Consider the following 25,778-nt stretch of genomic DNA (forward strand, 5'->3'; position numbering starts at 1 on the left):
GATTCTGATTAAAAGTGATATTTATTAAAGTTTTTATTTAATTAACTGTACTTATTGATTTGTTTATATATAAAATACAAGAGCTAAAATGACTAATGAAAATTTGGTGTGAGGTCATGCAGAATCCTTTGATTTTGAAATTTAACAAAAGAGGTAAATAAGAATTTTTCTAAATTTGGGTTTGAAACATAATAGGTATTATGCTTCTTGAGAATTTGTAATATTTTTTTGGAAAGGTTTTTTTTGGGAACTAAATACAGATGAAGTTTAGACTTTAATATCTCGGGATTTAAAAAACAAAAACGAGTTTCAGGCTCCTTGAAATAAACCAGGGAAGCAGAAATTATAAAATGAAATAAAAGTTTTTTTCCGGTATTGTACATCACTCATTTAATTAAATAAACTCCGGAATGTATGAATGAAAAGCAATAAGAGAGAATCCCGTTATACAATAACAGGTCAATTCTTGTTGTCCAACTTTATTCCACGAAAGTTTTACACTATGTGATTGTGGCAGGTCTCCTGACTTGTTCCATCTTTAAACAGCCTTCTCATCCGCAAAGCGGGACAATGGCATTAGTAACGTTTAAAGACTTATATAGAACTTACAGTAGCGGGTCTGTTCAGGATTTGCACCTGATTCCCTTTTAACTGTTTTTTCTTAAGAAAAAACAGACCAAAATCTGAGGGTAAATATATAATTATCTTTATAAAAATCCACTACTTTTTATCATTAAATTAAATTTATCACAATTTATATAAAAAATGTAATGGTTAAACTTCTAAATATTTGAATAAAATATCATTTCCTTAAGAAAAAGCTTTTTTGATTTTTTAATGAATGCTTTTAAAGATTTTAATATAAACCAATGTGGTCTGTATCAATAAATCAGCAACTTTATTTTAATGAAGAATGTGTATCTTTACTATAAAAAAGCTTACAATACTTTTTTTAGCATACTGGGCGATGTAGTAATACAGGCAGTAAAAATTACAAATTTTGTTCTTAATCACATTCTTGGCAACTGTCAAATATTACTTTAATAAAACTGGTTGAGCTATTGGGCTTTTATGCAACTAGCAAATGTGCACTGAATTTATATAACTTAAAAAAACTATTACATATGTCATTTGATTATATACCGATAGAAAGGGTTGAAAAGCTTACAAAAAAAGAGTTTATAGAAAATTATTACAAACCTCAGAAACCTGTTGTAATTACCAATCAAATAGAAGACTGGCCTGCGTTTAGCAAATGGGATTTTAATTTTATAAGGGAAGTTGCCGGTGAGAAAATGGTTCCTTTATATGACAGCCGTAAAACCGATTATACCAAAAAAGTGAATGAGCCGGATTTTACAATGACTATGTCTGAGTATATCGATATTCTTGAAAAGGGTCCAACAGATCTTCGGATATTCTTGTACAATCTTATGAAAGAGGTTCCTGTAATGAAGGCTGATATGCATTGGCCGCGTCTGGGAATCCGCCTGCTTAAAAACCTGCCTCTTGTTTTCTTTGGCGGTCAGGATGCGAAGGTTTTCATGCATTATGATATTGATTTTCCCAATATTTTTCATGTTCATTTTGAAGGTAAAAAACAATGTGTCCTGGTTGATCCCAAAGAAACAAAATATATGTACCGCCTACCCTATTCGTGGTTGTGTAATGAGGATATTGATTTTGATAATCCTGATTATGAACGATTTCCGGCACTTAGAAAAGTAAGGCCTTATATTACGGAGCTGAACCACGGAGAAATGCTTTATATGCCGGAAGGCTGGTGGCATTATATGAAATACCTTTCACCGGGATTCTCGCTTAGCCTGCGTTCTCTTGCCGGACGCCCATCTAACTTATGGAAGGGTTTTGCTAACGTTGCAATCATTCGTTATTATGATAACTGGATGCGCAAAAGAAAGGGTCAGGAATGGCTGGATTATAAGGATGCAGAATCTATACGCAGGACTAATGCTACTTTAGAAGCTGCCAAATAATACAATAAATGAGTTAAAACATAAAAAAAGCTCCAAAATCAATTGACTTTGGGGCTTTTTTAATTCTATGAGACTTAAAATCAATTGGCTAAAAAATCACGTCAAATCAATTTAATTCCTAAACTTCTGTAAGCATCAAGTTTACTGTCATCGCTTGATAAATCTGTAATAAGTGCGTTTATATCTTTAAGATCACAAACCTTAAAGGATTCTGTATTATTTATTTTTTCGATATTTCCTAAAACAATTATTTGTTTAGCATTGGCTAGCATAATGCGTTTTATTTCTGCTTCATCATTAAAAGTTGACGTTATCCCAAATTTACTCTGTATGGCACATGCACCCATAAAATAAACATCAGCAATATAATTTCTGATCTCCTCACGGCTTTTTGCTCCTAAATTCGTTTCTGTATGTCTGTTGTAAACACCTCCTAAAACAATAATTTCAATGTTTTTAAATTTTGAAAGAATTGGTACTAAGGCCACATTATTAGTTACAATCCTTAAACTTGAATTAAGCGGAAGATGAGCTGCAATTGCGCATACAGTCGTACCGCCATCCATAAAAACTGTTTGTCCGTTTTTAATAAATTGCCGGGCTTTTAACGCAATTGTCTTTTTACCATCTGAAAGATAAGACGCGCGATCCTGAAAATTCAAAGGATTCTTTGATATCGGGATTGCGCCTCCCCTGACTTTAGATAATAATCCGTTATTGTGAAGAAGTTCGATATCCCGTCTAATTGTATCTTCAGAAACTTCAAGATCAACTGCCAGCATATCATAGGTTACTTTGTCTTTTTGTTTTAATAATCTAAGTATATGGTCAAAACGTTCTTCTTTTATCATCAAATTTTATTATTAATCCTTTGGGTATAATTAGTTATAAAACATACTGTTTCCCTTTCGAAAAGTCATTTCATTTAATAAATAATGCAGAAATCAATCCTGCAGAAAACTGTATTTTATGCATTACCCAATACAAAATATTAAATATTATAGCTTAAAGAATTTTTAAAAAGTTTGATAATTCTTTAATTTCTTCGAAAACAATTGCGCCTGTCTCTCTCATTTCGTTTTCATTGAATCCATTAGAAAGTCCATACACATTAAAACCTTCCTCTACCGCATTTTTCAGTCCAACAATGCTGTCGGCAATCACAAAGCATTCCTCTGGTTGATATCCTATAGTTGTTGCAACATTCGAATATAACGCAGTGTCTGGATTTTGCTTCTCTATTTCAGAAGTGGTCAATATTTTCTCTGGCGTAAAAAGATTAAGTAGATTAGTCAACTTTAGATTGAATTCAATTTCTTCCTGGGGAACATTGGACAATACGAAAAATGGCATTTCAGGTATTTCCAGTATTCTTCTTACTCCTTCTTTAACATCAAGTCCACTCCTTAATTCTTCATAGATTTTTTTTCTTACTTCTTCTTCAAAATCATTTGCAACATTGATCACTATAAGATCTTTAAGTTGTTTTATATTCTCTTCGATTCCTTTTTCGCTAAAAAGACTCAAGGCATCATCAAGCTCTATGTTTAATCCGTACTCCTCGGCTTTATCTAACAGGATCGAAATTATTATTGTTTCTGCATTGAGTAAAATTGTATCACTATTAAATATAATACATGCAATTACGGGAGCGGCCTTTTCTTGTTTCATTCCTTTTGTTAATCTGTAAAATATTTTATTCCTGTTTTCTTACCTTATAAACTGTTGCTACTACTACCAACAAAATCCCACAGCTGCCTAAGGCTATTGGCAAAGAGAATGCTTGTGCAAGCAATCCAAGTAAAGCAGGTCCTGCCAATTGTCCCGCATATCCCATTGTGGTAACTGCCGGAATAGCAATTGATGCTGATATGTTCTTTAGTCGTCCGGCTTCGCTTAAAAAAACAGGAACAATATTAGCAGCGCCTAATCCTAAAAGAATAAACCCAATCAATGCTGTTATGGTCCACGGAGTCAATACTGCCAGAAACAATCCTGAAGCAGCGATAAGACTTCCTGCTACAACAACTTTTTTACTATTAAAACGTGACACTATTTTATCGCCAACAAGTCGCATTGTAGCCATAGCAATTGAAAACATGGCATATCCTATTCCGGTAAACGCTTCATTGACACCTCGGTTTTCGTGCAGGAATAATGCGCTCCAATCTAACATTGCTCCTTCAGAAAGAAATACTATAAAACACATAATTCCGAGGAAAATCACGCTTCTCTTAAGCCAGGAGAAAGATTTTTGTCCAACTTCCTTATCTGGAGAAAAACTCTCTATTGCAGCTTTTTCTGTGCCTGCATCAAATAGAAAACGGTATTGGGAGGTTACAATTAAAATAAGCAATATTGCTATACTTACTGCTGCTGTTATAGGTTCTAAGCCAAATTTCATTAAAAAGCCCAAGCCCAGAGAACCAAAAAGTCCGCCTACGCTAAAAAGACCGTGAAGGGATGACATTATAGGTTTACCAAATAAATTCTGAACCTGAACACCGTGAGAATTCATGGCGACATCTACCGTTCCTACTGCTGCGCCAAAGACAAATAATGCAATACCCATTGCTACTGCAGTGTTCAAAATTAAAAGCAACGGCAACGTGAACGCCATCAATAATGTAGCGCAAAGAATAACAATCCTGTTACCATATTTATGTCCCAGATAACCGCTAACAGGCATCATGGTGATTGCGCCACAACCCAACATTAATAGTAACAAACCCAAATTGGCGTCATCAAGGTTCAATCGTTGTTTTGCATAAGGAACCATTGGCGCCCAACTTGCTATTCCTAATCCGCATACTAAAAACATTGTTTTTGTTGCAGTTTTAGCCTTAACCACTTTATTAATCATATTTCATCATTTAAATATTATTTGCAAATTAATGCAAATTTGCATTAATTTGCAAATAATATTATAGAATTAAAATTTAGAAGTCAAAATAATGAGATCTTCTTATCGAAAATTCTCTCAAAAAATGAACTATTAAAAATAATTAAAATGAAAAAAAGACTAATTGTAGATATCGATGGTGTCATTGCTGACATTTACGGACAGTTTAGAAAATTTGAATTGGAGGATTTTGGTACTAATCAGGATTACTCTGAAATTACCGGAAAACTGGAAGAAGAGGCTTTTGTGAATGGGGAAATCTATATGGCGACCAAGGGATTTTTTAGAAATGCTTCTGTTATTCCAGGCAGCGTCGAGGCATTAAAAAAATTAAATAAGACTCATGATTTGTTTATTGTTTCTGCTGCTACAAAATTCCCTAATAGTATGGCAGAAAAACAGGAATGGCTTCTGGAAAACTTTCCGTTTATAACATGGCAGCAGATTGTATTTTGCGGAACAAAAGAGATTGTGAAAGGTGATATAATGATTGATGATCATTTTAAAAATCTGGATAAATTCTATGGTCAGACAATATTGTTTAGCCAGCCTCACAATCTTAACCGTGTCGAAAATGGTCATAACAGGGTTGCCAACTGGGACGAAATTAGCCAATTGCTTTTATAGATTTTGGAATTCAGCCCGATCTAAAAAAATTGCAAATCAGGCTGAAATAGAAAACTCCTCAATAATTAAAATGAGGAGTTTTTTATATCTAATAAAGTATTGAAATTTATCTATTACGATTCACTTACTAAAAGCTATACTTTAAACAATATTAATTTGATCAGCATATCAATTATTGCTGTTGCGTATACTTAGATTATTCTAAAATAGCTTTTGGCTCTAAGTATTCTTCTAAACCAAAAATGCCGTATTCCCTGCCAATTCCTGATTGTTTAAATCCGCCAAAAGGAGCTTTTGAATCGTGCGAAATACCATTGATACAAATTCTGCCTGCATCAATTTGAGAAGCTACGTGATAAGCTCTCTCTTTACTGGCAGAACTTACATAAGCAGCTAATCCGTAACTGGTGTCATTTGCTATTGCAATAGCATCTTCTTCGTCTTTGTACGGGATAATTGATAATACCGGACCAAAAATTTCTTCCTGAGCAATACGCATATCATTTTTTACATTAGTAAAAATGGTTGCTTTTACATAGTTTCCGTCTTCTAATCCTTCTGGTTTTCCTTCGCCGCCAACTAATAATGTTGCTCCTTCCTGCTGACCAATCCTGATATAGTCCTGCACACGTTCGTATTGTTTTTTATTTACCATTGGTCCCACAACAGTATCGACATCTTTAGGATTACCCACTTTTATATTTTGAATCACAGCTTTTGCTATTGCATTTACTTCTTCTAGTTTGCTTTCAGGAACGAGTAAACGGGTCGCCGCTGCACAAGCCTGACCGCTATTTAAGTATGCCGCAAAAATTGCAGTTGGAATCGCTTCCTGTAAATTAGCATCGTCTAAGATAACATTAGGAGATTTTCCTCCCAGTTCGAGGGTAACTCTTTTCATTGAATCAACGGCGCCTTTTGCAATTATTTTCCCTACTGCTGTTGAACCTGTAAAAGCAATTTTCGAAACATTTATATTACCGGTAAGTTCTGCACCAACTACATCACCCAGACCATTTACAAAATTTATAACGCCTTTTGGTAAACCAGCCTCATGAAAACATTCAGCAATAATTTGTGTTTGCTGTGTACTCATTTCACTTGGTTTTACAACAACTGTACAACCTGCGGCAATAGCAGTAGAAAGTTTGGTAACAATGAATCCGTTACTCATATTCCAGGGGATAATAATCCCTACAACTCCTACCGGCTGTAAATAAACTTTTGAATTCCCTACAGTTTGTTCGAAATCGAAATTCTTCAATACATCAATGATCGCGCTAAAATCACTTACCATATTTTGCGAAACCATCGAGCAAAACTGAAATGTTCCACCATATTCTTCTACCATTACATTCGTCAGGTCTTTTTCACGTCTGCTTACGATAGCACGCAACTTTTCAAGATAGCTAATACGCTCTTCTTTGGTGGTTTTCGAGAATGTTTTATAAGCATCTTTTGCTGCAGCAATAGCATTTTGGGTATCGACCTCATCTCCTAAAACTGCCTCACCTGTTTTTTGATTTGTAACAGGGCTAATAAGGTCAAATCTTTGTGTACCATGTGGTGTTACAAATTCTCCGTTGATATAAACTTTATCAATTGTCGTCATAATAAGTCTTTTTTTGTTACTGTAAAGGTCAGTAATCATACTGCGAAAAGACTTTCTCTAAAGCTCAAAGATAATTTGCTATAGGGCTCATTTGTACTGATTTTGTATAAAAAAACCACCTGAAAGCTCAGGTGGTTACTTTTTATGATAATTCAATTTCTTATCTGTTTTCGATCCAGTCTACCATCAATTTACGTTCAGCAAAAAACCATTGATTATTTTGTTTCACAAATTTGTCATGGTATTTAATATAAGCGATCATTAATTTCTGAACTCCATCTTCGATCGTCTGATGATGCGCGATGCAATACGCAAGGCCAGTTGCGGAATCTCCATCTAATTGTATACTTTTTTGCCCGTTAAAGTGCATTGTGGCATTATAAGAATTTAGATTATCAAACACAGGAAAAAGGTCATTTCGCTTGCTGATAACCATTGTTGGTTCAGGAGCCTTTGCATCCATAAATACCACAAAATTAGTATCTTCTGTAAATAACGCCATTTGCCCTTTTGCATCACGGGTATCAGCGCAAAATGCATATTTGTCTATTAATTCGCTAATGGCCAATCGATCTGCAGTTTGCTGTAATTGTTCTTCGGTATTCATTGTTTTTTAATTTTATGTTATTAAATACTGGCAGGTGTCACGCCAAACTTCTGCTTGAAAGCGGTGTAAAAATGAGAGAGGTTTTCGAAACCTAATTCTAAATAAATCTCAATAGGCTTTTGCTTTTTTTCCTGAATAAGCTGATAGGCTACTGTCAATCGTTTTTCCTGTAACCATTTGCGTGGCGAGGTTTTGAAAATTTGACTAAAATCTCTTTTAAAAGAGGCCAGACTTCTTCCTGTAAGTTTAGCAAATTGCTCAACTGATACATTATAATGATAGTTTTGAAGCATAAATTTTTCGAGATCAATTTTATAAGGTTCTGAAAAATCAAATAAAAAGGACTTCAAAGAGGGATTTAGATGTAACAATAATGCCAGGGCTTCATTTGTTTTGATCATGGCTAATTTTTTGCTTACATCTTCTGACTGTTCTATATAAGCCAATAAGGATTGAAAATAGCCTTTCATCAACGCATCCGGTTTCAGTAACATCACTTTGTCTCCCCTATATGGTTTACTTTCATAAATGCCATTGTTTATTGCGTATTCACGCAGGACATCATCTGTAATAATTATAGAAATGCTTTTATAAACCTCATCTCCAACAGGAAACTTCATCGATTTTGCCAATTGATTTTTCTGCACCAACAGCATTTGGTTCTTTTTTAGAACCAATTTTTCACTTTGATACTGAACACGTGTTTCTCCGGAAAACTGAAATGCCAATACATGATGCGGTACAAATTGATCATAACCACGTTCGTCCTTAAACAAACACGAATACACAAAGCTGTCTTCTAAAACTTTGGTTTTGGGTTGTACTTCTTCGTTCATTGTTGCTGAGATAAGAGGTATTGATTATATACTGTATTTCTTGCATCAGTATTGCTGTCGATAAACATCAGCAAGGTCATCAATGCTATAGTGGTAATACCAATGGCCCGCCATAAAGGCGTATTGAGAAACACAATCAACAATGCTGCTGCAATAATAATCAGCGGAAGTACCTTGAAAACCATTGCAAGTTCACTTTGCGATTTTGCAGTACGTGCTGTTTCTATAGTAATAAAGGCTTTTGCATCTGTTCTATAAGCAGTTTCGAATTGTGCAATTCTGGGTTTATTGGTAAAATACAAACCTGCCGAAATTACGAGGATCAAAACGCCTGATACTAATATAGGCCACACAAATGCTTTTGCCATAGGCGTTTTACCAAGCTGCCAAAATCCAAAGGCTATTATAAAAAACAATAAACCAAATAGCAAAGTTATTTTAGAAGAAAAAACCTCCGCTTTAGCCCAATCTGTACTTACTTTTAAAATATCCATCTTGTTATAATTTTATATTACAAATTTACAGCGTTTTATTGAATGAAGTATTTTCTATATGGTTCAATTATTATTTGGTATATGGCTCATTTTTATTTTATTATGGCAGAGATGTTTTTCATCTTATGGAAGATTATACACTCCTGAACATGATTATAAATAATATTTATAACTGCAAAAAATTATTAATTTGATTAATAACAAGACCTGTCCTAAATTTGTCCTGTCAAATCAGAACAAATGATTTGTAGTAACAAAAAATAACTATTAAAATTTAAGATCATGAAATTTACAAGAAGAGCAAACGCAAACTGGAAAGGTACAGGAATGGAAGGAAAAGGAACTATTACTACACAAAGTACAACCTTGAATGAGGCACAATTATCTTTTAAAACCCGTTTTGAAGAAGGTGTAGGTACTAATCCTGAAGAATTAATTGCAGCAGCCCATTCCGGTTGTTTTACCATGCAATTAAGCTTTTTACTTACTGAAGCCGGTTTTACTCCGGAAGATTTGAATACTGAAGCCAAAGTTACTTTTGAAGATGGCACCATTACATTGATTCAATTAATCCTGAATGGGAAAGTTCCCGGAATTTCTGAAGATGATTTCCAGAAGGCAGCGCAAAAAGCAAAAGAGATTTGCCCTATTTCAAAATTATTGAATACTGAAATTACTTTGTCAGCGACACTAATTGCATAATGCAAAACAGCTTTTTATAATTGATATATCACAAAGCCTGACGTCTCTTCGTCAGGCTTTCTTATTATTACATGAATTTACTTACTGATTTTACAAAATAAGGAGAATCGTTCCATCGTATTTTGCGATAAACAAAGTCTTTTTGAAGTGATTCCGGAAGACAATTCCAGATCGCTTCATTCATTTTTTCAAGCAGTAGTTTTTTCGAAAAAGAATCAGAAACTACTAAGCTGATTTCTCGTACCGGCTTAGGTTCTTTAAAGGGTTTAAAAAGTTTCATATCCTTTTCGTTAAGAACAGAAAGTTCCGGTATAATTGCGAATCCTAATTGCGCACGAACTAAATTCTTTAAAGTTTCGATAGAACTGATATCATAAGTAAACTGCTCTTTTATTTTTCCGGGTGTTTTGATACCGCAGATATCAAGCAATTGTGCATTGTAACAAAACTCACTATGAAGCAGTAATAATTCTGTTTTATCTCCCGGCTGAATCTCATAAAATTCGTCATTTGCCATTGGGTGAAGCTCATTTAAATAGGCTACAAAAGGTTCTTTGAAGATTGGATGTTCTATTAAATTTGAATTTCCTGTTGGTGTAGCCATAATTACCACATCCAGCGCGCCTGATTCAAGATCCTTCATTAACTGTCCTGTATTGGCTTCTTTTATAATAAAATGTACTTTGGGAGTAGCTTCTTTCATTGCCTTAATAAACAATGGAATGAGATATGGAGACAAGGTTGAAATTATTCCTAATCGGATTTCGCCTTCTAACACGTTTTTTTCGTTTACTACAAAATCGCGAATCTCATCTGCTTCTTTCAGGATCTTTCTTGCCCTGTTTATAATTTCCTTTCCCAGTGTTGTAGGTGTCAGTGGAACTTTATTGCGATCAAAGATTTTAATGCCTATTTCTTCCTCAAGATTTTTTAACTGAATTGTAAGTCCGGGTTGTGAAACCATACACGCCTCTGCTGCTCTTGCAAAATGACGTTCATCATCTAATGCTACAATATACTTTAATTGCTGTATGGTCATGATTATAAATTTATTTTATAAAGATAAAAAATAATACAATTTTTGATATAACAAAATCAGAATAAAAATTACTACTGTTTTATATTGTCTCATCATAAAAAAACTCCAAAATCATAAAATTTTGGAGTTTTAAAATTAAAGAAGTGTTTCTGATATTAAACAGTTAAAGGCTCAGCCTTAAAACCTTTGCTTTTGATGATGGCAATTATTTCGTCCTCTGTAGCTCCTTCTGATGCAACGGTAAGGATTTTATCATTATTGTTGGTGTCTACACTCCAATCGCCGATACCTTCGGCACTATCTAAATCAGATTTTACTTTGGCTACACATCCACCGCAATTAAGGGTTGTTTTGAATTGAAGATCTTTCTTTTCCATATTATTTAATGCTTATTATTGTTATTTTTATAAAGCAAATTTCCGCCATTTATGCTTCAATTTCTTTGCACTATTCCTTATTTGATTTGTGACATTTACTGATTTATATTTTATCTGATTGTTCCTCAATAATAGCCAACTTATCGCGTCTTATTTGTTTATAGTAGGAAGAAGTAAATCCGGTATATTTCTTTAATTGATTCGATAAATGTGCGGGACTGCTATAGCCTAAAGTATGTGTGATTTGAGACATTGACTGATTAGTATAAACCAGAAGTTCTTTTATTTTTTCAATTTTTCTTAAAATGATATATTTTTCAAGTGTTTCTCCTTCTATAGAAGAAAACAAAGCACTGAGCGCATCGTAACTCTTATTCAGTTTATTGCTTATTAATAAAGAGAACCTAACTGGTATTCCGGAATCTAATTGCATCGTAATCCCGGTTTCTACGAGCTCTTTGATCTTTTCTACAGTTTCCTGGGTTTTACTAAAAAGCAATTCAAATCCATACTTTTCCAACATGGATTTAATTGTGCTCAAATGCATGGTAAGATCTTCTGTATCTTTTAGTACGATGCGCCCTAATTCAATATCAATGATTTCGAACCTTAATTTTAAAAATTCCTGTTCAAGTACATAAATGCATCTGTTACACACCATCCCTTTAATTAATAATATCATAAAATTGCTTTTGAAATCTTAGCTGTAAGACTCTTTGAAAATGAAAGAAAATAAAAAACGGCGGCCAAAAAATATGAAACCGCCGTTTGGCAAACGCATCAAGGAGTTTTCTACAACTAAAATTATTTCTTTAATCTATTGGGTTTAACATATAAAACTTCTGTTAGACCCAATAGATTGCTTTATTTGATGACAGGAGGATTATAGTCTGATAAACTTGTTACTCTTACGGTGTCTATTCCTTGTAAAGACCAGGTTATAGGCATCATTGTCATGTAATTGCACTTAGGGCATTTGTCTCCTTTTGAGCCTATCATTTCTTTGTGTGACGGGCAACCTGTTATAAATTTTCCGTTTTTATCAAGTGCCTGACCCAATTCATTTTCGTACTTGTTTGTTTTTTCTACCGTGTCTTTTTTTTCTGCATCTTCAGCATTATTGTGGAGATTATCGGTATTATCAGTATCGTTTATTTTCTTAGTATCACTTCCGCACGACGAAGCAAATACTGTTATTGAAGCCAATATTATTATCACAAATTTATTTAGTTTCATCTTGATCACTATTTATTGTTCTTTGAGAATCTGAGTTTATTTTTTCCATTTCAAACGCAGGCTGTTGCTTACCACACTAACACTGCTCAAAGCCATTGCGGCTCCAGCTATCATTGGGTTGAGCAAGAATCCGTTTATTGGATATAATATACCCGCCGCAAGCGGAATACCGATAAGATTGTATATAAATGCCCAGAATAAGTTTTGTTTGATAGTGGCGACGGTTTGCTTCGACAAGCGGATGGCCTGAGGAATCTTGGTAAGATCTGATGAAATAATAGTCATCTTCGCTACATCCATTGCAATGTCGCTTCCTTTACCCATGGCGATACTTACATCAGCGGTTGCCAAAGCAGTACTGTCATTAATACCATCGCCTACCATGGCAACAACTTTGCCTTGTTTTTGTAATTCTTTTACAAAATCTGCTTTGTGCTGTGGCATTACTTCTGCTTTGTAATGTTTGATTCCTGTTTGTCCGGCAATGGCTTTTGCAGTAGCTTCATTATCTCCGGTAAGCATATACAATTCAATGCCCATTTCCTGCATTTGTCTAATGGCTTCTACAGATGTTTCTTTTATCTTATCAGAAATAGCAATAACAGAAAGTGCCTGCTTACTATTGGCAAACCAAATTACGGTTTTTGATTCTCTGCCCCATTCTTCTGCTTGTTTCAATAATGAATCGGCAATAACAATGTTATTCTCTGTCAATAATTTCCTGTTCCCTACAAAATAAGTTTCAGCCTGATAATCTGCTTTTGCGCCTTTACCTGTGATACTATCAAAATTGGATAAAACCACACTTTGTGCGCCTTTCAAATTTTTTACTACGGCTTCCGCCAAAGGATGTTCCGATTGCTTTTCGATACTGATTAAGATGTCTTTTGTCGCGTCTTGATTATCTAACCATTTTATACCGGTAACTTCTGGTCTTCCTTCTGTAATCGTTCCAGTTTTATCCAGGACGATAGCCGTAACTTTTCTTGCCAGTTCCAGGCTTTCGGCATCTTTGATTAAGATTCCATTTTCAGCACCTTTACCCACTCCTACCATAATTGCCGTAGGTGTAGCAAGTCCTAAAGCACACGGACAAGCAATAACCAATACGGTAACTGCTGCCAGCAATGCTTGTGCAACTGCATTTTCTCCTCCCAGAAAGAACCAAAGAAGGAATGTAATAATAGCGATACCAATAACAATTGGGACAAAAATACCCGCAATTTTATCTACCAATTTTTGCACGGGGGCTTTGCTTCCCTGAGCATCCTGCACCATTTTTATAATTTGGGCAAGCATGGTTTCCTTTCCTACCTTGACAGCTTTGAACCTGAAACTTCCTTTTTGATTTATAGTTCCGGCAAATACCTTTTCGTTTTCTGTTTTTAATACAGGCACAGGTTCACCGCTCAGCATGCTTTCATCTACATAGGAATGACCGGAAGTAACCATGCCGTCAACTGCAATTTTCTCACCGGGTTTTACAAGAATAATCGCATCAACACTTACGTCTTCAATAGCTACTTGTTTTTCTGTTCCGTCAGGTTGAATGACTATTACGGTTTTTGGCTGTAATCCCATTAACTTTTTAATAGCTGATGAGGTATTGCCTTTTGCTTTTTCTTCTAATAATTTACCAAGAAGTATAAATGCGATAACTACAGCTGCTGCTTCAAAATAAACATGGGCGTGTAATCCGCGTTGGTGCCAGAAATCCATGAAAAGCATATTGAAAACACTGAACAAATAAGCAATTCCCGTACTTAAAGCTACCAGAGTATCCATATTGGCAGAACGGTGTTTCGTCTGTTTCCATGCATTGATAAAGAAATCTTTACCGAGCCAAAGCACTACCGGTGTCGAAAAGAACCACATGATTTCGTTACCATAAGGCATATCCATAAAGAACATACCAATAGTTACTACCGGCAACGACAAAATAACGGCCCAAATGGTTTTGGCTTTTAATTTTTTAAATTTTTCTTCATGAATCGCTTCAAGAGATTCCTGCTGTTTTGTTTCGTCAACAATAAGCAAGTCGTAACCAACAGCCTGAACTGCTTTTTGTAGTTTAACAGCATCTGTTAGATTAGGAAGATATTCTACCGTTAGATTTCCGGTTGCAAAGTTTACCGAAGCTCCCACTACTCCTAACTCATACGTTACGATGCTTTCTGCACTTCCCGCACATGAAGCACAAGTCATGCCCAGAACCGGAAAGGTATTTCTGACTGTTGGCACACCATAACCAAGATCCTTAATTGCCTTTACGGCATTAGCAACGGTCTCATTTCCTTTGACAGTAATGGCCGCTCTGCGGTTGTTTATTTCTACTTTGTGGGTTTCAACACCTGCAACCTGTGCTAATCCTTTTTCTACGATTAATGCACAGTGCTCGCTCTCTACGTCTTCAAGAGGGATATAAATTGTTTCCTTTATTGTATTTGTCGCCATAATTCGCTTGTTGTATTTACATGCAAAGTTGGCAACTATACACATGAATTCTATTGCGCAATTATGGATTTGATTTGTAACATTTACTTAAACCTTATCCAGTGGTTTTCTTTTTTCTTCTCGAATTTGTTTGAAATGACTTGGCGTTAATCCCGTTACTTTTTTGAACTGATTGCTGAGGTAAGCAACACTTGAATAATTAAGGCGCAGCGCAATCTCGCTTAACGATAACTCATCATAAACCAAAAGTTCTTTTACTTTTTCGACCTTTTGGGCGATAAAATATTTTTCTATCGTGGTGCCTTCCACATCAGAAAAAAGATTAGAAAGATAATTATAATCGTGGTTGAGCTTTTCACTCAGCAGGTCAGATAAATTGCTTTTTGTATCATTATCCTGATGGTGTACAAGATCGATGATGCTATTTTTTATTTTCTCGATGATTCTGCTTTTTTTATCATCTATCACTTCAAAACCTAAGGGAATCAATGCTGCTTCGAGTGCATTACGCTTTTCAGGATTGAGTTCTTTTGCCAGGGTGACTTCGCCTAACGTGATATTTGTAAAGTCTAAATCAAGTTTTTCAAGCTCATTCTCAACTACCATTATACAACGGTTGCAGACCATATTTTTAATAAATAGTATGCTCATATCCTTATTCAATCCCATTTTTATATTTTATATAATAGGCAAACTTACTATTAAAATTCTATTATAGATTATTTTTAAAATGACTCTCTCTGATCTGTATTCTTAAACGCATTATAAACAATCGTTGTTTTTATTGGGGTTTTAAAACAAGATTTAATTGTTATGATCTTTAAATAAGGCACTTATTAAAATTTAAATTACTCCTGAATATTTCCCTACATTTGTTAGAATACAGCTGTCTTTTAATCTTATATATTAATAAATAAAAAGTAATAATGATTATTGAATATTTAGATAAACATAACCATATTATCACGATAAAAAGCATTGGTGAAATGCCGAAAGACTTGAGTTCTATATCCAGTTTACAGCTTATTGATTATTCGAAAGATGATGTTATAGAAATTGAAAAGCTTTTTGATATCGATACTTCGATATTGAGCAACAGTGACGATATTGAAATAAGTTCTCACTATGCGGAAAATGAAAACCAGCTGGCTTTTAATTTTTCATTTCCTTACTATTCTGATCAGAATAAGATCGAAGAGATGATTGTGTCTTTTATATTAAAGGAAAATATAATGTTTTCGTTTATGGCAGTAAATTTTGAGCAATTTATCTCCGAAACTAAAAAACATGAATATTTTGAAAACATGAAAAATTTCCCGCTCACTTTAGATTCATTTCTTCGAAAGCTGATTGGGATCGTTCCGGATTATTTTGCAGATTTAACTGAAGTAATTTCAAAAAACATTAAAAACACTTATTACAATTCCCAGAAGCGAAAAGCTTTTTCAGAAAAAGAACTGGATGAATTAACGGCCCTGAAATTCGATAATTATCTTATTAGGGAATCGCTGAATGAATTTAGAAGAATTTTACTGCTTTTGAAAAAGAGCAACAAATTAAGTCCTGAAATAAAGGAAGCAATTATTTTTGAACTTGAGGATCTAACGGTTATCAACGAATATGTAGTGAACAATTTTGAACGACTCGAAGATCTTAAAGATTATGTAAGCAATAAAATAGACCTGGAACAAAACCGAATCTTTAAAACATTAACGATTATCACCACTTGTATTTCATTGCCTATGCTTATTGCCGGAATTTATGGTATGAATTTTAAATACATGCCTGAACTCGAATGGAAATACGGCTATGTGTATGCTGCAATACTATTACTGCTTTGTTTTGTTGTCCCATTATTGTGGTTCAAACGAAAAAAATGGCTGTAATTGATTTGCTTTTTTTTAATTTAATCCCAATCAACCCGGCTACTTAAAGTCAATTTTGTTGATTAATTCATCGTTTTTAAAATAATAGGCTTCATAAGATTTTGAACGGATTCCGTAAACAGCTTCAATGATTATTTCGTCAGCGTTTTCTTTTTTATCCATTACTAACTTTTGCTGCTCTGTTGTTAGATCTGTAATTGGGATCATTTGTTCAAATTCAAATCCTTCATCATAACTAAATTCAAGGGCGTATCTGGCGTTTTCCCATCTCATTTTAGTCTCTAATCCTTTGGTTTTTTCATTAATGGTAAAACCAATATTTTGAGTTGTCAGCAACTCTGAACCTGATTGTGTCAACATCATAAGACCTGAAATAACCATAGCAAAGTAACCTATTTTCTTAAACACAAGTTCGCTGATCCTTGGCAATAAAAACTTCATAGACCAGGTCGACAATACGGCGGCAACAGCGACTACAATACCAACATAAATAACCTTTAGGGAAATTAGCCCAAAAAGCGTGTAGAGAACAATTTTTACTAAATGCAGGATTATTTCATTGGCAGCTCGTGTGGCTATAATGCCTTCTTTTGTTAACCCGTAACGCAAATAAAACTTATTAAAAAGTAATCCCACGGCGCCTGTAAGTCCGGATAAAAAACCTGCCGTAAAACCAATTGCTCCCAATGCCAGATTACTTGGTTTATCTACTGTATTGATCTGTTTTGATTTTTTGAACAAAAACGGAATGTTTCCTACTAAGAATAATCCCATTGCGATTTCTAAGTAAACGGGATTTACAAATTTCAGTAACCATGCTCCTAACCAAACTGCGGGTAATGCTGCCGGCACAAAATATTTTACGATATGCCAGCAAATATGTTTCCTGAAAACGATTAACCGTGAGGCAGAACTCGTAAAAGTTCCTATAGATAATGCTGCGGGAACCTGGCTTATTGGCAAAAGCCTGCCTAAAACCGGAATTAATAATAATCCTGCTCCGCCACCACAAATAGCACTTATTGAAAAGGCAAGAAAACTGCAAATAAAAATTATTAAAAGTGTTGTAATCATTGCCGTTTTCTAATTATTGTTATAGTTGATGGTGCTTATTATGAACCAATTGAAAGTAAGTGCAAAAATAATTCTATTTAATTTTTTGAGCGTAACCAATTAAATTAAGATATCCTTAAAATACGCTCTGATCGCTTGAAAAATAGAACTCCTAAAATCTTATTTTTTAGTAAACTATTATAAAAAAGACACAAAAAAACCTATTCCGTTATGAAATAGGTCTGCATTTTTGATTGAAACTAAGCGATGATTAAAACCCAACAAGGTAATAAGGTTATACATCTGACACTTGTTGTTTTAATGCCAGATGTATTTACAAATCAACCTCCAATTAAATTCTTATTTTACTGTATAAATAATATGGTTTGCTTCACAAAGTCTGAAATAGCCTAGTGCAAAATTATTAGTATCAGTTGTATTGATTATATTTCCTCTGATATTAGCCGGTACCGAACCAAAAGGATTCGAACTTGAAGCCTGTAAAATTAAATTCATGTAATTAAAAAAGTTTTTAGAAATACCACGATGTGTGATATCAAGAACTTTTCCCGGTTTTAGATCCGTATCTGCATATTTTTCAACTATTTCATTCCCATTAACAAATTCATCACTTGATGGTGAATAATCCGGATAAGCAAGAAAATCAGTTTTATAATCCGTTAGATAATAATTGACCTGATCAGCCGGGTCTTTATAATAAAATGATACTACAATAAGATCAGGACCAGTTATATCTGCCATAAACTCCTGATCTACTCTTTCTATTGGCGGCACAGCAACTAATTTTTCTGTAGCCGTTAAAGTCTGTCCGTCTACTTGTACAAATAATTTATATTCCATATCAATTGCAGGCACAAAATTAGTACACTTATATAAGCCAGGTTCAGATTCATTAAACGTAAAAATAACTCCATCACTATTTTCAACTCTTACCTGTGCTCCTGAAACTTTTGGTGTCGTTGGACTGTAATAAGGTGCCATTCTGCTTATTTTTATGGTCTGTTCACTTCCGCTGGTTCCTTTCTCCCAAATTATTTCGGCGTCGATCACTATTTTGGGATCTCCTGTTTCCAGATCAAGTTCAACCACTTTGTCACAGGACAAAAAAAGTAAAACAAAAAGAAGGCTAAATAAAGTAAATGCTTTACTTTTTAAATTGTATTTTTTTAATCTTAGCATGCTATTAAAATTTAAAATTATATGTAACACCAGGTATTAATCCGTAAATAGATAACTGTCTGGACTCATTCGTTCCTGTATTATCATTTTGTGAAAAAGTCATCGATGCAGCATTTTGCCTGTTGTAAAGATTGTAGATACTAAATACCCAATAGCTTTGCCATCCTTTCTTTTTATCCGGTTTAGGAGTGTAGGTCGCACCAATATCCAAGTGATGATAGGCAGGAAGTCTGTTGGCATTTCTCAATGTATAGTTGGCTACATTTATACCGCCAAATTCATAATAACCGTTTGGATATGTTACCGGCTGACCTGATTGTAAACTAAAATTAGCATTAAACGACCATTTACGATTGAATTCGTAATTTGCAGTAACATTCAAATTATGCAGTTTATCGTATCCGGACAAATACCAATCTCCGTTGGCGATACCCGGTTCGCTTGGTGTTCTTCCGGGTGTTCTTTGTTCTGCCCTGGACAAAGTATAAGCAACCCATCCTGTAAAACGCCCTGTGTTTTTTCTGAACAATAACTCCATACCATATGATCTTGCTTCCCCGTTCAGGATATCTTGTTCGATATTATTGTTCCCTAATAGATTTGCACCATCGATGTAATCGATACGGTTTTTAATTTTTTTATAAAACAATTCTCCTTCAAATGAATATTCACGTTCTTTCAAATTTTTAAAATATCCTACTGCATATTGGTCCAGCATTTGCGGTTTTGTAAAAGGTCCGCTTGGTGTCCAGATCGTCATAGGCAACGGTGCACGGGTATTCGACAACATATGAATGTATTGCGCCATTCTGTTATAACTCGCCTTTACCGAAGTTTCATCATTAAAAGCATATGATAATGCCAATCGCGGTTCAAGATTATCAAACTTGCTGATGGTTTTTCCTTTTCCGTAATAAGTACTTCCAGTTGGCGTTCCTTCTTCATAAATATGATATAACGGATTGTAAACTACTGCTTGTCCATTTTCATAGGTACTTATATTTTCATCACCTAAACGTAAAAATGTACTATAACGAAGACCATAACGAAGGTTCAGTTTTTCTGTCACCTGATTTTCAACATCAAGATAAGCAGACGTTTCTAAAGCATATTTTTTATCTAACTGATTGTAATTAAACTGTGAACCAATACCTTGAGGCTGTATAGTTCCAGGATTAAAATCATAATACAAACCATCAATACCATAGTTCAGTTTAAAATTGTCTGATATGGTGTGATTCCAATTGTATTTAAGCCCGTAGTTGGTAATTTTACTATCCCATTCAAATTTTTGAAATGGTATTTCCAGATTAAACTTATAATCACTGTAAAAAACAGAAAGATTCGTATTTAAATTGTCTGAAAATTTATGTTTCCAGCTAAACGTTCCCATAGTATTACCATAAGTAGTGTTGAAAAAATTGTTGATATTAAATAAATCATTTCCCGTATAACCGGAAAAAGCTATTGTATTATTGGCTCCCAAACGATAATTAAACTTAGCATTAATATCATAAAACATGAGCGAACTCTTGATATCAGTAAGTTTTAAAAATAAATGCGCGTAAGAAGCACGTCCTGCAATAATAAATGACCCAACATCTTTCTTTATAGGACCCTGTACCAAAAGTCGGCTTGATATAAGACCGATACCTCCGTTTACTTTATATTCATTAAGATCTCCAGTTTGCTGACTTACGTCAAGAACTGAAGAAACGCGTCCTCCAAATTTAGACGGAATCCCTCCTTTGTATAAATCTAATCCGCTAACAATATCTGCATTAAAAATAGAAAATAAACCAAACATATGAGAATCCCCGTATACCGGAGCACCATCTAAAAGAATCAAATTCTGGTCAGCAGCACCCCCACGTACATTAAAACCTGACGAAGCTTCTCCGGCACTTGTAACCCCAGGCAAAGTTAGTAATGATTTTAAGGGATCCGGTTCCCCCATAGCAGTCGGCAGTCTTTTAATCTCAGCCATCGAAAGCTTGTTTACACTCATTTGAGTATTCTTTACGTCAACGGCCTTGCTTGTCGTGATAATCACCTGCTCTAATTGCTGACTGTCAGAATCCATTATAAATTTCATTCTTGCATCATCAGTTATTTCAACCTTTCTTTCCTTATTGGTTAGCCCTATATAACTAACCGCAACAGTATAAGTTCCGTTATCAAGCTCTATAGAAAACATTCCGTTTTTGTCCGTTATCACACCGGTTTCTACTTCTTTGACATAGACATTCGCACCAATAATAGGTTCGTTACCATCATTAAGAACCTGTCCTGTCAGCTTGTTTTTTTTTTTAGCTGTAGTTGATTTAGACGTTTTTTTCTTCACAAAAATATTATTCCCTACTATCGAAAACTGAATAGATGCACTTGTATTCAAGTCGTTTAAAAGATTTTCTATTTTGATATTTTTATAGCTGTGCTTTTTTGTAAAGTATTTTTGTTCTGTATTAATCTGATCTGTAAAAGCAAATTTAAAGTCGGTTTGATTCTCAATTTCCTTAAAAAATTCTTTTAATGTAACCGTTTGATCTACCGTAACGGTAATGTTCTGGGAGAACACAGACAAACTGAATAAAAAAAAGCATGCTGAAATTATATGCTTCATGAAATTTTGTATTTTTGAATATTATTAAATGGGATAGTTTTATACTACCCTGACTATAAGGAAGGATGTTTAGTTTCGCGGCTAGTGCATCCTTTTCTTTTCTATTGAAAAGTAATCTGTTTTAAATCTTCATTTATTTCAAAGTTTAGGTTATACATTTCTGATATTAATTCGACAATTGTTTTTAAATCTTCTTTTTTATTTATTCTTACTGTAATTCGCTGGTTGTAATATTCTTGTGGTATAATTACTTTATAACCGTAATGCGCTTCAATATAGGCACTCACAACCATCAGTTTTTCATTCTCAAAATCCGTAAACCTGTTAAATTCTACGACCGATACAATTGAGTTTGCATAAGTAAACTTATCACCCGGTTTCAGTATCCATTTTTTATCCTGATCTTTTACACTCATCTGCACACTTCCTTCAAAAAGTTGCACTACTACACCTTTTCCATCTTGCCCTAATACAGTAAAAGAAGTTCCTAAAACCGTAGTTGTAGTTTCATTGCAAAAAACCTGAAAAGGATGCTTTTTATCTTTTTTTACTTTAAAATAAGCCTCACCCTCCATTTCAATTTTTCTATTGATCTCAAAATTATTGGCATAAGCAATTTTAGAATTTGGGCTTAATTCTACTTTCGAACTATCCGGCAAGAAAATAGTTTTTACTTTTGAAGTCCGGTTTTCAATTACATTCGAAGCAAATTGAATTGCCTTTTCTGCAGGATTACTATTAAAGTAAATTCCGGTACCAACAAAAATTAAAACTGCTGCTGCCGCTGCATAATAAAACCAAGCCTTAGATTTCTTCTTTTCTGAAGCAAATGCCTTTGCCTGAAACTGTTCCCAGGAAATCTCTTTTTCATTATCAGAATGTGAAACAGGAGTTTCGTCCCACACTTTTTTCAATTCTTCTTCTATTTTTTTTTCATCCATGTCTTTGAAGCTTTATATTTTTTGACAGTAAAATCCCTGTTTATTAAAAACACCATAAACCATTTCTTTTATATCCCTGTTGGTTTCGATTCTTAGAATAAGATCGTGATTCTCTTTGTCAAAATTCATTATGCAATCAGAAATAATAAACTGCAGAAGCACGACAATAAATTTTGCGTCTTCCTTTGTTTTTACATCCGTTTTATAAGATTCAATATACATTTTATGTTTCCGTTTATAGATATAACAAACGAGAACACAAAAGTTCCTAATGCTCTTCGATTTTTTTTCGAATAAATTTACTGGCAAGATAAATATGATTGGCAATTGTCTTTTCAGAAAGATCTGTCATTGCTGCAATCTCCTTATAGCTAAGGTTTTCCAGTTTGTGTAAAGTAAATATTTTTTGTTGCTGCTCCGGAAGAAGATTAATAAAATTATACAGTTTTTCTCTTCTTTCTTCAAAAATTATTGTTTCTGTATCTTCGGGTTCCATTTTTTCGAACTCCGGATCAAGCTGAATTATCTTATTTTCTCTATTAACGTGATTGAGAATGATATTCTTGCAGATCGTAAACAATTGTTTGTCGAATAAAACCTCTTCATTAAGCAATTCTCTTTTATTGTATAATCGTAAGAAAGTTTCCTGAACAAAATCCTGTGGGGTCAGAACGGTAAAATCAAAACGTCTGGCAATACTTATCAGTTTATCATAGTAATTAAGGTAAGCTTCTTTGAAGGAAGCCTCATTACCTTTTTTTAAACTTAATATAAACTTCTTGTTGTCCATAAACGCAAATACGATGATTAGTCTTAACTTAAATTACCTAATAATATTGTACTTTAAATTGGTCGCTAAGACTTATACTTTGTTACTTTTTTAGTAAAATTTAATCTACAAAGAACAGAAAATTTATTCTAAAATTTTCTGACAAAAAAAATATAGTATCAAAAAACGTAAACTTAACTTTTCATTAAGAAAACCTGGTCGTTTTTGATTGTTCAAAATATATCAGATTATAAACCTCAAATAAAAAACAAAAGCCGGAAGAATAAACTCCCGGCTTTTTACAAAAACTAACGATAACCACTTATATAAAATGCCGTAATAATGCTTTATTTAAAATTTCCTTCTCGATAAATCATCGCAATCTTGTCATTTCGAAGAATGAGAAATCGCAATCGTAACTTCATTCCTAAAAACACCAATCTTTGCTGAATTTTCAGTACGATTTCTCTCCCTAAGTTTCGGAATCGAAATAACAATCTTTATTCATAACCCGGATTCTGATACGCTGCTTTCTCTGAAGGCGTCATGACCATTCCGTCGAGTTGAGCCTGCGGAATAGGGCGCAAATAATGATGTTTGTCTATTGTTCTCGTTACAGTTACAGGAGTGTGATCGCCGTAATTACTTCCGCAAATTTGATAAGAGCCTGCTAATTCTTCCCATTTTTGGGTACGCACTAAATCAAACCAACGGTATCCTTCAGCATAATATTCTCGTGAACGCTCTGCCAAAATATAATTAAGATCAATAATTGCTGGAGTAGCCGCTGTTAGAGCAGTACTGTTGTCTGCTACTTTTGCAGTATTTCCGTTATTATCCCATCTCCATTTTCCGGCACGTGCACGAATCACATTAATTAATTCTCTGGCACTTTTTCCTCCTTTTGGTGATGCTCCTTTTACAGCTGCTTCAGCTGCAACAAAATACAACTCAGAGAACTTGGCGATATTAAAAGGGCGTGTACTTGCTGCATTGGGCTGTCCTAATCCCGTTCCGTTATCCGTGCGATAAACGCCTAATTTCCATAGACCCGGATATACAATTCTGCTAATTCCACTTGGGTTAATAACAAAATCTGATCTTCCTGCCAATAATCCTGCGCCAATGTTTGCTGTAGCTGTTGCATATACAACACCCGGATTATCCGTGTTCAGGAAAGTTAGAATTGCACCACCAGGACTAACCGGTAAACCATTTGCATTGATAAGTGTTGCAGCAGTATTTCCTGCTTTATTCCAGTTACCACGATATACCGTCGTAAAAGTACCATCGTAGCGTGAGTCATTTGTTTTGTCAGCAAAAGTGTTTGTTATTACACCAATTGTTGGACACATACGTACCCAGGGACGCCCTAATGGTTGTGAGGCTTCACGCTGAATAGAACTGACACCTGCACTTCTGATATTTGTGTAATTCCAAGTCATCATCCATCCTGAAAAATTCTCGGGTGCGGCACCATTAGAATACGTAAGACTGCTCGCGTTATAAAATTCACTTGTTTCTGTATGATCTGCATATAATAGTATTTCGCTATTACGATCATTTACGCCTACATTAACATCATAATATGTATTTTGTAAATTAAAAGGTCCGGGATTGTCAATACCTTCTGTTGCTATATCATATGCTTTTTGAAAATACCACTGCGCATCATGTCCATCAGGATCTGTTCTGTCAGCAGCAGGATAAGTTGGGATATTATTAGGATTTTGAAGCCACCATGCATAAGTTAAATATGCTTTAGACAAATACAATCTTGCAACTGTTTTAGTCACTCCCCCCTTTACTCTACCCAGTGCAGGCAAATCATTTATTGCCGTTAATAAATCAGGAAATATCCCTTTGGTATACACCTCAGGAACCGTATTACGAGTTGAAGTCCTCACAGGGTTTGTATTGAATTTTAACTCTCCTGCACCCAAATCTAAAGGCACACCGCCAAAAGTCTGCACTAAAAGAAAATAATCGAAAGCGCGAAAAAACCTTGCTTCCGCAATCAAACCCTCAGATATCGTTCCTACGGCTGCCGCATTTTCTATAATACCACTTGCCGTATTAATATTAGGAAATGTAGAAGTCCATAAACCATCTGTACGACTGCTTGTTGATGTGACAGAACCTACTCCGGACAAATCCATATCCTTAAAGTTATTGTCAGCACTTTGTCCGTAGGTTGCTTCGTCTGTACCTGTTACCAATGTATTGTAATAATAAGCTGGTCCGTAAATATAACGCAAGTGAGCATACATGGAAGTTAATCCTCCGTAAACCCCTTTTTCCGTCTTAAAAAATCCGGGCTCGTAAATGCTTCTTGGCTGTTCATCTAAAATTTCGTTGCACGACCCTAAAAACAACATCATAATCGTTGTTGCTATAAAAGTTCTTATTTGTATACGTTTCAT

24 protein-coding genes and 1 riboswitch are annotated in these 25,778 nt (G+C 34.5%); of the genes, 4 read left to right on the forward strand and 20 right to left on the reverse strand.

The features are described from left to right. Positions 1-495: 495 nt before the first annotated feature. Positions 496-696, reverse strand: a riboswitch (cobalamin riboswitch). Between the two features lie 428 nt (positions 697-1,124). Beyond that, positions 1,125-1,997 carry a cupin-like domain-containing protein gene (locus ACQKCJ_RS05630; RefSeq protein WP_427401565.1) on the forward strand — a complete coding sequence of 291 codons (873 nt, stop codon included), beginning with the start codon at positions 1,125-1,127 and terminating at the stop codon, positions 1,995-1,997. Positions 1,998-2,098: 101 nt separating this feature from the next. Here ACQKCJ_RS05630 and ACQKCJ_RS05635 read toward each other — a convergent pair whose 3' ends face one another. The 3 genes from ACQKCJ_RS05635 to ACQKCJ_RS05645 all read right to left on the reverse strand — a co-directional run bounded on the left by ACQKCJ_RS05635 (position 2,099) and on the right by ACQKCJ_RS05645 (position 4,860). After that, positions 2,099-2,848, reverse strand: a complete 750-nt coding sequence (locus ACQKCJ_RS05635; protein WP_271334264.1) for a DeoR/GlpR family DNA-binding transcription regulator — start codon at positions 2,846-2,848, stop codon at positions 2,099-2,101. A gap of 154 nt (positions 2,849-3,002) precedes the next feature. After that, entirely contained in the window at positions 3,003-3,668 is a 666-nt protein-coding gene (locus ACQKCJ_RS05640) for an HAD hydrolase-like protein (protein ID WP_271334263.1), read from the reverse strand. 25 nt (positions 3,669-3,693) lie between these two features. After that, positions 3,694-4,860 (reverse strand): MFS transporter, encoded by a 1,167-nt coding sequence (locus tag ACQKCJ_RS05645; RefSeq protein WP_271334262.1) that lies wholly within the window; start codon positions 4,858-4,860, stop codon positions 3,694-3,696. A 147-nt stretch (positions 4,861-5,007) separates the two neighbouring features. Between ACQKCJ_RS05645 and ACQKCJ_RS05650 the strand changes: the two genes are divergently transcribed. Continuing rightward, positions 5,008-5,526, forward strand: coding sequence for a 5' nucleotidase, NT5C type (locus ACQKCJ_RS05650; protein WP_271334261.1), 519 nt, complete (start codon positions 5,008-5,010; stop codon positions 5,524-5,526). 196 nt (positions 5,527-5,722) lie between these two features. Here ACQKCJ_RS05650 and ACQKCJ_RS05655 read toward each other — a convergent pair whose 3' ends face one another. The 4 genes from ACQKCJ_RS05655 to ACQKCJ_RS05670 form a co-directional block, all read right to left on the reverse strand. Then, the gene (locus ACQKCJ_RS05655) at positions 5,723-7,138 is read right to left on the reverse strand and encodes an aldehyde dehydrogenase family protein (protein WP_427401566.1); all 1,416 of its coding nucleotides are present in this window, start codon (positions 7,136-7,138) and stop codon (positions 5,723-5,725) included. Between the two features lie 160 nt (positions 7,139-7,298). After that, complete coding sequence (locus ACQKCJ_RS05660; RefSeq protein WP_427401567.1) at positions 7,299-7,745, reverse strand: nuclear transport factor 2 family protein; 447 nt, start codon at positions 7,743-7,745, stop codon at positions 7,299-7,301. A 20-nt stretch (positions 7,746-7,765) separates the two neighbouring features. Beyond that, positions 7,766-8,581 carry a helix-turn-helix domain-containing protein gene (locus ACQKCJ_RS05665; RefSeq protein WP_271334258.1) on the reverse strand — a complete coding sequence of 272 codons (816 nt, stop codon included), beginning with the start codon at positions 8,579-8,581 and terminating at the stop codon, positions 7,766-7,768. Continuing rightward, positions 8,578-9,075, reverse strand: coding sequence for a hypothetical protein (locus ACQKCJ_RS05670; RefSeq protein ID WP_427401568.1), 498 nt, complete (start codon positions 9,073-9,075; stop codon positions 8,578-8,580). Before ACQKCJ_RS05670 ends, ACQKCJ_RS05665 begins: the two co-directional genes overlap by 4 nt. 282 nt (positions 9,076-9,357) lie before the next feature. On the opposite strand from ACQKCJ_RS05670, the gene ACQKCJ_RS05675 reads away from it, so the two are divergent. Next, entirely contained in the window at positions 9,358-9,777 is a 420-nt protein-coding gene (locus ACQKCJ_RS05675) for an OsmC family protein (protein ID WP_271334256.1), read from the forward strand. A gap of 67 nt (positions 9,778-9,844) precedes the next feature. Here ACQKCJ_RS05675 and ACQKCJ_RS05680 read toward each other — a convergent pair whose 3' ends face one another. The 6 genes from ACQKCJ_RS05680 to ACQKCJ_RS05705 all read right to left on the reverse strand — a co-directional run bounded on the left by ACQKCJ_RS05680 (position 9,845) and on the right by ACQKCJ_RS05705 (position 15,534). Continuing rightward, positions 9,845-10,816, reverse strand: a complete 972-nt coding sequence (locus tag ACQKCJ_RS05680; RefSeq protein ID WP_271334255.1) for a hydrogen peroxide-inducible genes activator — start codon at positions 10,814-10,816, stop codon at positions 9,845-9,847. A gap of 155 nt (positions 10,817-10,971) precedes the next feature. Then, the gene (locus ACQKCJ_RS05685; protein WP_271334254.1) at positions 10,972-11,193 is read right to left on the reverse strand and encodes a heavy-metal-associated domain-containing protein; all 222 of its coding nucleotides are present in this window, start codon (positions 11,191-11,193) and stop codon (positions 10,972-10,974) included. Positions 11,194-11,296: 103 nt separating this feature from the next. Then, positions 11,297-11,875, reverse strand: a complete 579-nt coding sequence (locus tag ACQKCJ_RS05690) for a helix-turn-helix domain-containing protein (protein ID WP_271334253.1) — start codon at positions 11,873-11,875, stop codon at positions 11,297-11,299. A 182-nt stretch (positions 11,876-12,057) separates the two neighbouring features. Continuing rightward, on the reverse strand, positions 12,058-12,429 hold the full coding sequence (locus ACQKCJ_RS05695) for a hypothetical protein (RefSeq protein WP_271334252.1): 372 nt from the start codon (positions 12,427-12,429) through the stop codon (positions 12,058-12,060). Between the two features lie 36 nt (positions 12,430-12,465). Next, entirely contained in the window at positions 12,466-14,883 is a 2,418-nt protein-coding gene (locus tag ACQKCJ_RS05700) for a heavy metal translocating P-type ATPase (protein WP_427401569.1), read from the reverse strand. Between the two features lie 87 nt (positions 14,884-14,970). Then, entirely contained in the window at positions 14,971-15,534 is a 564-nt protein-coding gene (locus ACQKCJ_RS05705) for a helix-turn-helix domain-containing protein (RefSeq protein ID WP_427401659.1), read from the reverse strand. A 275-nt stretch (positions 15,535-15,809) separates the two neighbouring features. Here ACQKCJ_RS05705 and ACQKCJ_RS05710 point away from each other — a divergent pair, with 275 nt between their 5' ends. Then, positions 15,810-16,769 (forward strand): CorA family divalent cation transporter, encoded by a 960-nt coding sequence (locus tag ACQKCJ_RS05710; RefSeq protein WP_427401570.1) that lies wholly within the window; start codon positions 15,810-15,812, stop codon positions 16,767-16,769. 39 nt (positions 16,770-16,808) lie between these two features. Here the strand turns inward: ACQKCJ_RS05710 and ACQKCJ_RS05715 are convergent, their stop codons facing one another. From ACQKCJ_RS05715 to ACQKCJ_RS05745, 7 genes are all read right to left on the reverse strand, one after another. Further along, positions 16,809-17,843 carry a sulfite exporter TauE/SafE family protein gene (locus ACQKCJ_RS05715; protein WP_271334249.1) on the reverse strand — a complete coding sequence of 345 codons (1,035 nt, stop codon included), beginning with the start codon at positions 17,841-17,843 and terminating at the stop codon, positions 16,809-16,811. Positions 17,844-18,182: 339 nt separating this feature from the next. Beyond that, positions 18,183-19,022: a DUF4249 domain-containing protein gene (locus tag ACQKCJ_RS05720; RefSeq protein WP_271334248.1), complete on the reverse strand. Its 840-nt coding sequence runs from the start codon at positions 19,020-19,022 to the stop codon at positions 18,183-18,185. A gap of 4 nt (positions 19,023-19,026) precedes the next feature. Further along, on the reverse strand, positions 19,027-21,645 hold the full coding sequence (locus tag ACQKCJ_RS05725) for a TonB-dependent receptor (protein ID WP_427401571.1): 2,619 nt from the start codon (positions 21,643-21,645) through the stop codon (positions 19,027-19,029). Between the two features lie 101 nt (positions 21,646-21,746). Beyond that, positions 21,747-22,586 (reverse strand): FecR family protein, encoded by an 840-nt coding sequence (locus ACQKCJ_RS05730; protein WP_427401572.1) that lies wholly within the window; start codon positions 22,584-22,586, stop codon positions 21,747-21,749. Positions 22,587-22,598: 12 nt separating this feature from the next. Further along, a complete protein-coding gene (locus ACQKCJ_RS05735) occupies positions 22,599-22,808 on the reverse strand; it encodes a hypothetical protein (RefSeq protein WP_271334245.1) in 210 nt (69 codons plus the stop codon). A gap of 46 nt (positions 22,809-22,854) precedes the next feature. Then, positions 22,855-23,376 (reverse strand): RNA polymerase sigma factor, encoded by a 522-nt coding sequence (locus ACQKCJ_RS05740; RefSeq protein ID WP_427401573.1) that lies wholly within the window; start codon positions 23,374-23,376, stop codon positions 22,855-22,857. Between the two features lie 479 nt (positions 23,377-23,855). Beyond that, a complete protein-coding gene (locus ACQKCJ_RS05745) occupies positions 23,856-25,778 on the reverse strand; it encodes a RagB/SusD family nutrient uptake outer membrane protein (protein ID WP_271334243.1) in 1,923 nt (640 codons plus the stop codon).

Source organism: Flavobacterium sp. NPDC079362, assembly GCF_050267765.1.
Classification (GTDB): Bacteria; Bacteroidota; Bacteroidia; order Flavobacteriales; family Flavobacteriaceae; genus Flavobacterium; species Flavobacterium azizsancarii.

Excerpts from the sequence above, each read along its gene's own strand:
- ACQKCJ_RS05630 (WP_427401565.1), top strand. The coding sequence starts at position 1,125 with ATGTCATTTGATTATATACCGATAGAAAGGGTTGAAAAGCTTACAAAA.
- ACQKCJ_RS05635 (WP_271334264.1), bottom strand. The coding sequence starts at position 2,848 with ATGATAAAAGAAGAACGTTTTGACCATATACTTAGATTATTAAAACAA.
- ACQKCJ_RS05640 (WP_271334263.1), bottom strand. The coding sequence starts at position 3,668 with ATGAAACAAGAAAAGGCCGCTCCCGTAATTGCATGTATTATATTTAAT.
- ACQKCJ_RS05645 (WP_271334262.1), bottom strand. The coding sequence starts at position 4,860 with ATGATTAATAAAGTGGTTAAGGCTAAAACTGCAACAAAAACAATGTTT.
- ACQKCJ_RS05650 (WP_271334261.1), top strand. The coding sequence starts at position 5,008 with ATGAAAAAAAGACTAATTGTAGATATCGATGGTGTCATTGCTGACATT.
- ACQKCJ_RS05655 (WP_427401566.1), bottom strand. The coding sequence starts at position 7,138 with ATGACGACAATTGATAAAGTTTATATCAACGGAGAATTTGTAACACCA.
- ACQKCJ_RS05660 (WP_427401567.1), bottom strand. The coding sequence starts at position 7,745 with ATGAATACCGAAGAACAATTACAGCAAACTGCAGATCGATTGGCCATT.
- ACQKCJ_RS05665 (WP_271334258.1), bottom strand. The coding sequence starts at position 8,581 with ATGAACGAAGAAGTACAACCCAAAACCAAAGTTTTAGAAGACAGCTTT.
- ACQKCJ_RS05670 (WP_427401568.1), bottom strand. The coding sequence starts at position 9,075 with ATGGATATTTTAAAAGTAAGTACAGATTGGGCTAAAGCGGAGGTTTTT.
- ACQKCJ_RS05675 (WP_271334256.1), top strand. The coding sequence starts at position 9,358 with ATGAAATTTACAAGAAGAGCAAACGCAAACTGGAAAGGTACAGGAATG.
- ACQKCJ_RS05680 (WP_271334255.1), bottom strand. The coding sequence starts at position 10,816 with ATGACCATACAGCAATTAAAGTATATTGTAGCATTAGATGATGAACGT.
- ACQKCJ_RS05685 (WP_271334254.1), bottom strand. The coding sequence starts at position 11,193 with ATGGAAAAGAAAGATCTTCAATTCAAAACAACCCTTAATTGCGGTGGA.
- ACQKCJ_RS05690 (WP_271334253.1), bottom strand. The coding sequence starts at position 11,875 with ATGATATTATTAATTAAAGGGATGGTGTGTAACAGATGCATTTATGTA.
- ACQKCJ_RS05695 (WP_271334252.1), bottom strand. The coding sequence starts at position 12,429 with ATGAAACTAAATAAATTTGTGATAATAATATTGGCTTCAATAACAGTA.
- ACQKCJ_RS05700 (WP_427401569.1), bottom strand. The coding sequence starts at position 14,883 with ATGGCGACAAATACAATAAAGGAAACAATTTATATCCCTCTTGAAGAC.
- ACQKCJ_RS05705 (WP_427401659.1), bottom strand. The coding sequence starts at position 15,534 with ATGAGCATACTATTTATTAAAAATATGGTCTGCAACCGTTGTATAATG.
- ACQKCJ_RS05710 (WP_427401570.1), top strand. The coding sequence starts at position 15,810 with ATGATTATTGAATATTTAGATAAACATAACCATATTATCACGATAAAA.
- ACQKCJ_RS05715 (WP_271334249.1), bottom strand. The coding sequence starts at position 17,843 with ATGATTACAACACTTTTAATAATTTTTATTTGCAGTTTTCTTGCCTTT.
- ACQKCJ_RS05720 (WP_271334248.1), bottom strand. The coding sequence starts at position 19,022 with ATGCTAAGATTAAAAAAATACAATTTAAAAAGTAAAGCATTTACTTTA.
- ACQKCJ_RS05725 (WP_427401571.1), bottom strand. The coding sequence starts at position 21,645 with ATGAAGCATATAATTTCAGCATGCTTTTTTTTATTCAGTTTGTCTGTG.
- ACQKCJ_RS05730 (WP_427401572.1), bottom strand. The coding sequence starts at position 22,586 with ATGGATGAAAAAAAAATAGAAGAAGAATTGAAAAAAGTGTGGGACGAA.
- ACQKCJ_RS05735 (WP_271334245.1), bottom strand. The coding sequence starts at position 22,808 with ATGTATATTGAATCTTATAAAACGGATGTAAAAACAAAGGAAGACGCA.
- ACQKCJ_RS05740 (WP_427401573.1), bottom strand. The coding sequence starts at position 23,376 with ATGGACAACAAGAAGTTTATATTAAGTTTAAAAAAAGGTAATGAGGCT.
- ACQKCJ_RS05745 (WP_271334243.1), bottom strand. The coding sequence starts at position 25,778 with ATGAAACGTATACAAATAAGAACTTTTATAGCAACAACGATTATGATG.